General features: G+C 63.4%; 8 protein-coding genes. 6 read left to right on the forward strand and 2 right to left on the reverse strand.

The features are described from left to right. Positions 1-2 precede the first annotated feature (2 nt). Positions 3-1,085, reverse strand: coding sequence for a sensor histidine kinase (locus AAE484_RS03480; protein WP_341936943.1), 1,083 nt, complete (start codon positions 1,083-1,085; stop codon positions 3-5). A 119-nt stretch (positions 1,086-1,204) separates the two neighbouring features. On the opposite strand from AAE484_RS03480, the gene argH reads away from it, so the two are divergent. Together argH and AAE484_RS03490 are read left to right on the forward strand one after the other, a co-directional pair. Then, the gene (gene argH, locus AAE484_RS03485; RefSeq protein ID WP_341936944.1) at positions 1,205-2,602 is read left to right on the forward strand and encodes an argininosuccinate lyase; all 1,398 of its coding nucleotides are present in this window, start codon (positions 1,205-1,207) and stop codon (positions 2,600-2,602) included. Positions 2,603-2,703: 101 nt separating this feature from the next. Beyond that, positions 2,704-4,104, forward strand: coding sequence for a vWA domain-containing protein (locus tag AAE484_RS03490; protein WP_341936945.1), 1,401 nt, complete (start codon positions 2,704-2,706; stop codon positions 4,102-4,104). Positions 4,105-4,128: 24 nt separating this feature from the next. Here AAE484_RS03490 and AAE484_RS03495 read toward each other — a convergent pair whose 3' ends face one another. After that, positions 4,129-5,601 carry an SLC13 family permease gene (locus AAE484_RS03495; RefSeq protein ID WP_341936946.1) on the reverse strand — a complete coding sequence of 491 codons (1,473 nt, stop codon included), beginning with the start codon at positions 5,599-5,601 and terminating at the stop codon, positions 4,129-4,131. A gap of 258 nt (positions 5,602-5,859) precedes the next feature. On the opposite strand from AAE484_RS03495, the gene AAE484_RS03500 reads away from it, so the two are divergent. From AAE484_RS03500 to AAE484_RS03515, 4 genes are all read left to right on the forward strand, one after another. Beyond that, positions 5,860-7,701 carry a response regulator gene (locus AAE484_RS03500; protein WP_341936947.1) on the forward strand — a complete coding sequence of 614 codons (1,842 nt, stop codon included), beginning with the start codon at positions 5,860-5,862 and terminating at the stop codon, positions 7,699-7,701. Positions 7,702-7,718: 17 nt separating this feature from the next. Next, a complete protein-coding gene (locus AAE484_RS03505) occupies positions 7,719-10,592 on the forward strand; it encodes a class I adenylate cyclase (RefSeq protein WP_341936948.1) in 2,874 nt (957 codons plus the stop codon). Between the two features lie 82 nt (positions 10,593-10,674). Continuing rightward, positions 10,675-11,571, forward strand: coding sequence for a hydroxypyruvate isomerase family protein (locus AAE484_RS03510; RefSeq protein WP_341936949.1), 897 nt, complete (start codon positions 10,675-10,677; stop codon positions 11,569-11,571). A gap of 43 nt (positions 11,572-11,614) precedes the next feature. Beyond that, the coding region (locus AAE484_RS03515) for an FAD-dependent oxidoreductase (RefSeq protein ID WP_341936950.1) at positions 11,615-11,845 on the forward strand (231 nt) is incomplete at its 3' end.

The following is an 11,845-nucleotide window of genomic DNA, read 5'->3' on the forward strand; positions in this document are numbered from 1 at the left end:
GGTCACTCCATCGGATAGCTGATTACCAGGATAAACCTACCGCCCTCGCCCGCTTCGGACAAGCGGGCTGTCGGGCCAAAGTGGGCCTGCAGCCGGTGGCGTACATTGTCCAGCGCCATGCGGTTGTGCTCGCGTGCCTTCTGCGGCGCTTGCGAGTGCGGCCCCTGTGTGTGCGAAACCGGGGCGGTCGGCAATGGGTTTTCGATTCGAATGGCCAGTTGGTCGCCCGAGCGGGCGATCTGAATCTGGATGACGCCGCCCTCGGGCAGAGGCTCGATGCCGTGAAAAACGGCGTTCTCCAGCAGTGGCTGCAGCAGCAGCGCGGGAATCTGCGCGTTATCGGGCTGTTCGTCCACCTGCCACTGTACCTGCAGGCGCTCCCCCAGGCGCAGTTGCTCCATGGCCAGGTAGTCGCGGCACAGTTCCAGCTCCCGCTCCAGGGGAATCAAGCTGGGCTCGGCCAGGCTGGCCCGAAACAGCGCCGAGAGGTCTTCCACCGCGCGCTCAGCCCGGTCCGGGGCGCTGGCGATCAGGCTGGCGATGCTGTTGAGACTATTGAACAGAAAGTGGGGGCGAATGCGCGACTGCAGCGCCTGAATACGCGCCTGCAGTTCCGCCTGCTGCTGGTTGTGCAGCTGCTGCTGAAGGTAGAGGTAGCGCAGCCCGATGCCGGCCAGAATGGCGGCGGTGATCAGGTTCTCCCCCAGCTGCCAGGCGTCCAGCGTCGGCGCCTGGCCCAGGAAGGCGCGCATCAGCCACTGGCCCAGCAGAGAGAACACCAGGGTGATGGTCAGGACCAGGCCATAGCTGATGGCGCCGGCGCGTACCGGCGGCCACTGGTTGAGGCGCGGTTTCAGGCGGCACAGCAGCGCGGCGCTGACCAGCACAATCCACTGCACCTGAAAGGAGAACAGCGCCACTGCCTCCCACGACACCTGGGCCAGGCCGCGGTTGATCATGGCCAGCAGCAGCGCCAGCAGCTCGGCCACCAGCACCAGCAGCAACACCGCCTGGGGCGCGCACAGGTCCGGGAGAAAGTCGCCGCTCTCGCGTTGGGTCCGGGTTGCGGTTGTCTGGTCGCTCAATTCATGCCCCTGTTAGTTTATAATGCTCGACCCTGGAGTCTTATCCTACCGCTTTTTCGGCGGTCGGGAGCTGAATCTCCCCCCATTTTGCCAACCACGTCAAAACAGCGAGTGTTTACATGAGCGACAGCGAGCCGAAAAACCAGTCCTGGGGCGGGCGTTTTACCGAGCCCACCGATGCCTTTGTCGAGCGCTTTACCGCGTCGATCGGCTTCGATCATCGCCTGTACGCCCAGGACATTCAGGGTTCTATTGCTCACGCGACCATGCTCGCCAAGGTCGGGGTGCTCACCGAGGCCGAGCGGGACCTGATTCTCGAGGGCCTTGAAGGCGTGCGGGCCGATATCGAGGCGGGCAACTTCCCGTGGTCCGTCAGCCTGGAAGATGTGCACATGAACATCGAGGCGGCCCTGACCGAGCGCATCGGTATTGCCGGCAAAAAACTGCACACCGGGCGCTCGCGCAACGACCAGGTGGCCACTGATATTCGCCTGTATCTGCGCGACAACATTGACCGGATCAGCCAGGAACTCACGCGTCTGCAGACCGGGTTGCTCGATCTGGCCGAGCGCGAGGCCGATACCATCATGCCCGGCTTTACTCACTTGCAGTCCGCTCAGCCGGTGACCTTTGGCCACCACCTGCTGGCCTGGTTTGAAATGCTCAAGCGCGACCACAGCCGTCTGCTCGATTGCCGGGCGCGACTGAATCAGTCGCCCCTGGGCGCGGCCGCGCTGGCCGGCACCACCTACCCCATCGATCGGGCCATGACCGCCGAACTGCTGGGCTTCGATCAGCCCACGGCCAACTCCCTGGATTCGGTCAGCGATCGGGATTTTGCCATCGAATTCTGCGCCTTCGCCAGCATTCTGCTCACTCACTTGTCCCGGGCGAGCGAGGAGCTGGTGCTCTGGACCTCGGCGCAGTTTGGCTTTATCGATCTGCCGGACCGCTTCTGCACCGGCTCCTCGATCATGCCCCAGAAAAAGAATCCGGACGTGCCCGAGCTGGTGCGCGGCAAGACCGGCCGGGTCAACGGTCATCTGATTGCCCTGCTCACCCTGATGAAATCCCAGCCGCTGGCCTACAACAAGGACAACCAGGAAGACAAGGAGCCGCTGTTTGACGCGGTGGATACGGTCAAGGACTGCCTGCGCGCCTTTGCCGACATGGTGCCGGCCATTGAGGCGAAAAAAGACAATATGTACGAGGCGGCCAAGCGTGGCTTCTCGACCGCCACCGACCTGGCGGATTACCTGGTGCGCCGGGGTACCCCCTTCCGCGATGCCCACGAGGTGGTGGGCAAGTCCGTCGCCTACGGCCTGAAAACCGGCAAGGACCTCTCGGAAATGACCCTGGAGGAGCTTCAACAGTTCTCCGATACCATCGAGCAGGACGTGTTCGAGGTGCTCACCCTGGAAGGCTCCGTGGCAGCGCGCGATCATATCGGCGGCACCGCACCCGAGCAGGTCCGCAAAGCCGTGACCCGGGCCCGGCAGGCGCTTTCCGGGGAGTGAACGGTCGACCGGTGCTGATGGACATTCATCGCTTGCTTTGCGCTAGTGGTGCGCTATTCTGAGAGCTCAGCCACTCCGGAAAAACCAGCAGAAGGGAATGAATGATGGATGTCATCGACACTTGGCCCCGTGCCAGAGTAACCGGCCGGGCGAGCACCTGGCTCGCCGCCGTGTTTGTCAGCTCACTGCTGGTGTTGAGCGGCTGCGGTGGCAGTAGCGGCGATACAGGCGGCAGTGGTCCGGGCGGCGGCACCTCCAGTGAACCCTCCGAGGACAGCTCCGGTGACTCTGGCGGTGAAAGTGCCGGTGGCGACGGCAGCTATGAGGGCACTGAAGGTGGATCGGAGCCGGCCGGTGGCGGCGGTGACCCGGCCGATTTCCAGTCGGGCACCCTCACGGCCGGGGATCTCGACGATGTGCTCAATGCGTCTCTCTATGCGGATTATGTGAGCAATTTTCTGCAGGAGAACCCCGACGCCTCCTCACTCTATGTGTTCATGAATGAAGCCATTGTCGTTGAGGTGCGCGACAGTGACGGCGAGCCCTTCCCCTTTGCCCAGGTCAGCCTTCTCCAGAACGACGAGGCCCTGTTGAGTCGGCATACGCCGGTGGATGGCCAACTGCGCCTCTTTCCCTCCATTGATGAACTGCCCGATACCTTCGAGCTCCAGGTCAGCAACCCCACCGACGATGTCCAGGTGACCGAGTCGGTGGTGCTGGCCGAGCTGGAGGAGGACCGGACCCTCGTTGTGACCCTGCCGATACTGCCCCAGCCGGTGGACAAGCTCGACCTGCTGCTGGTGATCGATACCACCGGCAGCATGGGGGATGAGCTGGATTACCTGAAAACGGAGCTCTCCAGCATCCTGGGCTCAATCAGCGCCAATAACCCGGGGATCCATATTCGCCTGGGGTTGGTCGTCTACCGGGATAACGGCGATGAGTATGTGACCCGCACCTACGAATTTACCGAGGATGTGGCCGAGCTGCAGTCGACGCTCAATGACCAGGACCACGACGGTGGCGGGGATTATCCCGAGGCCATGGATAAGGCCATGCAGGCGGCTCTGGCGTTTGAATGGCGCGAAGAGGCGGTCAAGACTCTCCTGTTGGTGGCCGATGCGCCGCCCCACGACGACAGACTGCAGGCCACCTGGGAGACCAGCCTGGTCGCGCGGGACCAGCAGATTCACATCCTGCCACTGGCGGCCAGTGGCGCCGGCCCCCTGACCGAATTCATCATGCGCGGTATGGCGGTGTTGACCAACAGCCGCTACCTGTTTCTCACCGACGATTCGGGCTACGGCGACTCCCACGACGAGCCCACCACCGACTGCTATGTGGTGACGCGGCTGGACCAGCTGGTGAGCCGGGTGATCAACTCGCTGCTCGAGGGCGAGCGGATCGAGCCGTCGGAGGATGAGATCATCCGCACGGTGGGTCATTACAACGCCGGCGTCTGCGAGCCGCCCGAGCAGGAACCCGTGCCGGAGGAGGAATAGCCTCCCGGCGGGCGGCGTAGTCCACTAGTGGAAAACGCCCCACCTGACCAGGAGCACGCCCACGAGGGTCACCACCAGGATACCGGCCAGGTTCAACACCAACCCGGCGCTGGCCATCTGCCGAACCTGTAGTTGCCCCGAGCCAAAGACAATGGCATTGGGAGGCGTGGCCACCGGCAGCATAAAGGCGCAGCTGGCGGCCAGGGCGGCGGGCACGGCCAGCGCCTCGGCCGGCAGCCCGAGGCTTAACGCCAGGGCGCCGAGCAGAGGGAGGAAGGCGGCGGTCGTGGCGGTGTTGCTGGTGATCTCCGTCAGGAAAATCACGGTCAGCGTCACGCCCCCGATGATGGCGACCACCGGCCACTGCCCCAGTGCCTCCAGACCGTCCGCAATGGCCTGGGCCAGGCCCGAGTCCTGAATGATCCCGGCCAGCGCCAGGCCGCCACCGAACAATAGCAATACGCCCCAGGGTAATCGCTGCGATGTGTCCCAATCCATCAGGCGTGAGCGCCGCTCATCCCCGGCCGGCAGTGCGTGCAGAGCCACGGCACAGGTGATGGCGATGCCGGTATCGGTGAGCGCCTGCCCGGGCAACAGTCCGGCCAGCAAGGGTTGGCCGACCCAGGCGGCGGCCGTCAAAACAAACACCAGCGCCACCCGCTTTTCCATGGTGCTCATGGGGCCGAGCTGAGCCAGGCGCTGGGCAAAGAGTTCGCGTCGGTGGTCGCCCTCGTCCCGCTCCCCGGTACCGGCGGTCACGCCGCGCGAGACCACACCGGCCAGCCAGAGCCAGGCGGCCGCGAGCATGATCAGCGCCAGGGGCAGACCGATCAGCATCCAGCGGCCGAAACCCAGGTGAATGTCGTGGTGCTCGGACAGGTAAGCGGCCAACAGAGCGTTGGGTGGGGTACCGATCAGGGTGGCGATACCGCCGATACTGGCGGCGTAGGCAATACTGAGTAACAGGGCCACGGCGTAGGGGTTGCCGCCGCGAGCATCGGCGACCCCTTTTACCTGAATAACCGATATTGCGATGGGTAGCATCATAATGGCGGTCGCGGTATTGCTGACCCACATGCTCAGAAAGGCAGTGGCCAGCATGAAGCCGGCGATTTCCCGGCTCGGCGTTCCGCCCATGGCGGCCAGGATCCAGAGCGCAATCCGCTCGTGCAGGCGCCAGCGCTCCATGGCCAGTCCCAGGACGAAACCGCCGAGAAACAGGAAAATCAGTGGATGGGCGTAGTCCCGGGTCACCTGGTCCGCGTCAACCAGCCCGAATAGCGGGCCGAGCACAATCGGCAGGAGCGCCGTGGCGGCCAGGGGCAGGGTTTCGCCGATCCAGAAGACCGCCATGATCCATGCCAGCCCCAGAGCCTGCCAGGCCTCGGGTGCCAACGTTCCGGGCGGGGGGAACAGCTGGGTGAGTACCAGCCCAGCCAGCCCCAGCAGGGCGTCGGGCCAGTGAGAACGCCTGGCTGTGGATCGCGAATCGGACATGACCGGTCTCCTCGAATCAGTTCGGGCACTGGGCCGCAGTTTCCTTTGGTAAATTGAACTGAAATGTTCTAGCCTAAGGGCCTGCCCAAAAAAACATGAAAAACCCGAATCAGACAACAAATAATAGCAACGGGCAGTAACAATAGGTGTGAATGGACTCTTAAGTTGCCCCCGAAACAGACTCATTCCCCGGTTTCGGGAGCAAGGGAAGCGATCACCCGCCTGAACTGTCGAAATCACTACAGTGGCGTTTTGGAAATGACAAAACACAACGGCCTTCAGGGTAAAGCACTGACCCGGCGCATTGAGCAGCTGGAGCGTGAACTCGAGCAGCTTAAAAGCAGAGCGCGTGGCTCCCAGTCACCGGCGGGTGACTCGGCCGGGAATGAGCCGCCCCTGTCGGTCCCCGCTGCCCAGGATGCGACCGAGACCGTGGAGCAATTGCTGGCGCGGGTGGCCGAGCGCTACACCCATGAAGACCTCCTGCGGGCTCAGGAGGCTCTGGTTTCCGCCCGGGCCCAGACCGACCTGGCCAACCGCACCAAGAGCGAATTTCTGGCACGGATGAGTCACGAGATCCGCACGCCCATGAACGCCATTATCGGCCTGGGCCACCTGTTGCGCGACACCTCGCTCGACAGCCAGCAGCGGGGGTATCTCGACAGCATCAGTGCCGCGGCCGACTCCCTTCTGCATATCATCAACCAGGTGCTCGATTTCTCCAAGATCGAAACCGGCAAGATCGTGCTGGAGAACACTCACTTCGACCTGGAGCAGGTGTTTGAGAAGCTCTCGCGCCTGTTCGAGGTCAGCGCCGCGCACCGCAATGTGGACATCACCTACGACCTTCATCCCGACGTGCCGCGCTTTCTGCGCGGCGATACCGCCCGCCTCGGGCAGGTACTGAGTCACCTGGTCGACAATGCCCTGCAGTACTCCTCCGGGGGCAATGTGCTGGTCAGTGTCCGGGAAGAGAGTCGACAGGCCGAGGGGGTGATGCTCAGATTCTGTATCACCGATTTTGGCGCGGGCATGACTTCCGAGCAGGTGGCCGAGCTCACCTCCCACCTCAAGGCGGTGGCCGAGGGCGAGCGCCTGGCCAGTGAAAGCACGGGGCTGCACATCTGTCATCATCTGATCCGGTTGATGGATGGGGACCTGTCCATCAAAAGCCGCGCGGGCAAGGGGTGCCGGATCAGCTTTACCGCCTGGTTCGAGCACAGCCAGATCGGCGCCAAGGCGCTGCGCGATCAGCCCCATCGGTTCGAGCAGTTGCGGGCGCTGATCGTGGACGATAACACCCTGGCGCGGGAAATCATTTCGGGCACACTCCAGAATATGGGCATCGAAGCGGACACGGCCGAGAGCGGCGAGATGGCCCTGAAGCAGATCCGGCGCGCCGATCAGACCGACACCCCCTACGAGCTGGTGCTGATGGACTACCAGATGCCCCGGATGGATGGCCTGACCACCATTGCCGCTCTCAAAGCCGATCACCCGCTGCGCCACCCGCCCCGGGTGTTGCTGGTCTCCTCCTACCACCGCGATGAAATTTTTCAGGATCACCAGCACGCGGAGCTGGTGGACGGGTTTCTCAGCAAACCGGTAAGCGAATCACGGCTCTTTGATGCGCTCAGTCGGGCGTTTGGTCCGGGGTTGACGGATCCGAGCGAGCTGCTCCCCGGCGCCGAGACCGAAGTGCTCGGCGGTCTGAGGGTGCTGCTGGCCGAGGATAACCGGGTCAACCAACAGGTGGCCGAGGGGATCCTGCGTAAGCGCGGCGTGACCGTGACCATCGCCAACAACGGCCGCGAAGCGCTCGAGCGGCTTCAGGCCACGCCCGAGGCGTTTGATGTGATCCTGATGGACCTGGAAATGCCGGAGGTGGATGGCTACGAAGCCACCGAGATCATCCGTTCGGGTACACTGCGCCCGGAGATTCCCATTGTGGCCATTACCGCCCAGGCCATCGGCGGCGATCGCGAACGCTGCCTGGACATCGGCATGAATGGTTACATCAGTAAACCGATCAGGCCCGAGCGTCTGTATCAGACGCTCGCGGAAGTGGCGGCTACCTTCGTCGCGCCCAACATCAAGTAGTAAAGAAGGCCGTTCGAATGCGCTCAGAGGTTATCGAGCTGGACGATAGTGAGGCGGGCATCGATCGCCAGCAGCTCAAGCGGGTCGAGCAGCGTTTTCTGTCGCTCAACCGCGAGCGCCACCGACGCATGCTCGAGGGCCTGAGCGAGCGCCAGGGCGTGTTCGTCGAGCTGTTGCCGCTGCTGTTTCACGTCAATCATCCCATGCTTCCCGGCTACATCAGCGCCAGCGTCCCCAGCGGGCTCTGTCATTACGAGCCCGGCCGCCAGGAGCTGCGGTTGGCGCGTTCGCTGGCGCGCAGCTTTCACTACCAGCGGGATGTCGTTCACCGGCATCTGGCCATCGACGCCCTCTTTGTCATGGGCAGTGTCGGCACCATCGCCCAGAGCGAAGGCAGCGATCTGGATATCTGGGTGTGCCACGGCCCGGCGCTTGACTCCCGTGAGCGGGAGCTACTGCTGAAAAAGTGTCGGGAACTGACCCGCTGGGCCGAGGAGCAGCTGCGCCTGGAAGCGCACTTTTTCCTGATGGAGCCGAGTCAGTTCCGCTCGGGGCAGCTGGGGGAGTTGAGCACCGAGGGCAGCGGAACCGCCCAGCGCTTTCTGCTGCTGGATGAGTTTTACCGCACGGCGCTCTGGCTCGGGGGCAAGCGGCCGCTCTGGTGGTTTGTGCCCGCCAGCGCTGAGACCCACTACAACCGCTACACCGAGACGCTCCTGCACCAACGATTTCTGCCCGCCGATCAGGTGATCGACTTCGGCGGCATTCCCGACATCCCGGTCGGGGAGTTCATCGGCGCCGGTATCTGGCATCTGTACAAAGGCATTGAAGCGCCGCACAAGTCGGTGCTCAAGCTGATGCTGCTGGAAGCCTACCGGCGCGGCGAGGATTCCAGGCCCCTCGCGCTCACCTTCAAAGACGCCGTCTACCGGGCGCTTCCCGAGCCAGACAGCCTCGATCCCTATGTGATGATCTATCGTCGGCTGGAGCACTACCTGAAGGGTGAGGCTCCGGAGGAGCCCCCCCACGGGGCGGCCGGGGAGCGTCTGGAGCTGGCGCGGCGCTGTCTTTACTTCAAGGTGGACAAGGCGCTGACCCGCCCGCCGCGCGGGCCCTCCAGATCCTGGCAGCGGGCATTGCTGGAACAGCTGGTGGCCGAGTGGCAGTGGTCGGCCGCTGAGCTGCAGCGGCTCGATCGGCGCCGGGCCTGGAAGGCGCCGGATGTGCTGCAGGAGCGCAGCCAGCTGGTGGCCGAGCTGAGCGCCAGTTATCGGCTGATCAATGCCATCAGCAAAGAGAGCGCGGATACCCGCATCAACCACGACGAGTTGATGGTGCTCGGGCGCAAGCTGCACGCGGCCTTCGAGCGCAAGGCCGGCAAGATCGAATGGGTGAACCCGGATATTTCACGGGACCTGTCCGAGCCGGCCCTGCGCTTCGTGGAAGACCCCGATCCGGCCGCCGGGGCGCATTTCTGGGAGGTCTTCCGCAGCCGCGACAACCGCCCGGAAGGGGCGCCGCTCAAGCGCGCCCGCTCGCTGGGAGAGCTGGTGCTCTGGTGTTATGGTAACGGCGTGCTCACCGCCGGCACCTGGTTTGATCTGGACAGCGACCGGTTGAGTCTGAGCGCGGTTCAGCGCCAGCAACTGTGGCAGCTGTTGCGCCAGTGGCTGCCCCTGCCCCGGGCGAGCCTCGCGCACGAACCCTTCCATCGCAGCGCCCGGGCCGAGCGGTTGCTGCTGCTGTTCAATCTGGGGGTGGAGCCGCAACAGAGTCTGCGCGAGCGGGGCCTGCACATGCTCAGCGGCCAGAGCGACGCGCTGGATTTCAGCGGTCTGCGCGACAATCTGGTGCGCTCGGTGGATCTGGTGCAGATCAACAGCTGGCAGGAGGTGCTCTGTCGTCACTACGATCAGGAGCCTCTGGTCAATGCCCTGCAATACTATCTGCGCCTGGTGCCCCCGGGCCGGGGGCTGAACCCGCCGGAGCTGACCATTCGCTGCCTGAGCAGCCAGGGCAACCTGGTGGTGCAACGCCTGGAGGAGTTGTGGCGCGATCTGATCGGCTGCTACTACTCGGGAACCCGCCCGCCCAGCACCCGCTACGTGGTGGAAACCGCCGGCGCGTTCATCGTGATCCAGTTTCTGCAGCGTCAGCCCCAGGTGAGCTGTTTCAACAGCTACGAGGCCCTGCTCGAGAAGCTCAGCAGCGCCCAGCTTGAATACAGCCCGATCGTGGTGGATCGTCACGCGCTGAACCAGCACTCACTGAAACTGATGGCCCAGCACGCCGCCCAGCCGGGGGTTTACCTGTTCTATCGGGTTCGGGATGAGGAGGCCGAGGTGACCCTTATCGACGAACAGGGCTCGCTGCTGGTCACCGCCATGTCGTTTCACAGTCACTCGACCCTGTTGCGGCCGCTGCACTATTTTCTGCGCTCGGTTCTGGAGCGGCAGAACTCCAGCCCCGATCGGCGCCCGGATGAGGCAGAGGAGCCCGAGTTGGCGTTGTACGAAATCTGTGGCCCGGTCGAACAGGGGCGCGGCTACCTGAAAGCGCGCACGAGCGCCGGCGACATCAGCCAGGTGTCCTTTGTCAGCATCCAGGTGATCGCCGAGCCGGACCTGGATGGTCAGATCCGTTACACCATCTACTGTAATGATCGCGAGTTTTCCGAGCTCGACTGGGAGGAGGACCTGTTCGTCGAAGTGGCCGGCTACATCCTGGCCCAGCGGCGCTCGGGCGAGCGCTACCCCTGCTACATCACCGACCTGGACCTGACCGAGTGCCGGGACCTGCTGGCACCGCAGTTGGGACTGCAGCTGAGTCACTACCTGGAGCTCAAGGCGGACCTGGAGCGACGCCTGAACCGGGCGCTGGCGGCACTGTAAAACGTCTTGGCAAAACAAAAGGGGCAAGGTACCCTTGCCTCTTCAAATATCTTATAAATCAGTCACCGACAGGATAATAACAATGGAACAGTCCCTGAATCGGCGCGCCCTGCTGCGCGGCGCCGTCACCAGCGCCCTGGGCGTTGCCAGCCTGAGCGCCCTGGGTCCTCGTGCCCTGGCCGACGACCGGGAAGGCGCTTCCGGGCTCAAAGGCAACATCCATCACGCCGTCGCCCGCTGGACCTTTGACTTCCTCTCCCTGGAAGAACTGTGCGCCGTGGTCAAGCGCCTGGGCTTTTCCGCCATTGATCTGATCGGCCCGGGCGAGTGGTCGGTGCTCAAGGAGCACGGCATCGACTCCTCCATGTGCAATGGCGCCGAGCTGAGCCTGGAGGAGGGCTGGGGCGACCGCGAGTATCACTCCGCCCTGATCGAGAGCTACCGCGAACACATCGATCTGGTGAGTGCCGCCGGCTACAGGAACCTGATCTGCTTCAGCGGCAACGCCCGGGGCATGGATCCGGAGGACGGCCTCAAGCACGCCGAGCGCGGCCTGAAAAAGATCCTCGCCCAGGCGGAGAAACGCGGCGTGGTGCTGCAGATGGAGCTGTTCAACAGCAAAATCGACCACCCCGACTACCTGTGCGACAACTCCGCCTGGGGCATCGAACTGTGCAAGCGCCTGGATTCGCCCAACTTCAAGCTGCTGTATGACATCTACCATATGCAGATCAGCGAGGGTGACATTATCCGCACCATCCGCGACAATCACGCCTACTTCGGCCATTACCATACCGCTGGCGTGCCGGGGCGCAACGAAATCGACGAGACCCAGGAACTGTACTACCCCGCCATTGCCCGAGCCATCAGGGAGACCGGCTTCGAGGGCTATGTGGCGCAGGAATTCATACCCAAACGAGCGACGGATGAAGAGAAGATAGAATCACTGAAATCGGCAATTCGTTTGTGCGATGTATGACCCGGCGACCGGGTCGATAATAATGACGTGAAGAGATGTACCTATGGCAGATAATCATTACGATGCAATCGTGGTCGGCTCCGGCATCAGCGGCGGATGGGCCGCCAAAGAGCTGACCGAAAAAGGGCTCAAAGTGCTCCTGCTCGAGCGCGGGCAGAACGTTGAGCACATCAAGGACTACAAAAACGCCCACAAGGAGGCCTGGGACTATCCCCATCGGGACAAACCGACCCAGGAAATGAAAGAAAAGTACCCGGTGCTCAAGCGCGACTAC

The sequence above is a fragment of the Marinimicrobium sp. C2-29 genome (genome assembly GCF_038419845.1).
Taxonomy (GTDB): domain Bacteria; phylum Pseudomonadota; class Gammaproteobacteria; order Pseudomonadales; family Cellvibrionaceae; genus Marinimicrobium.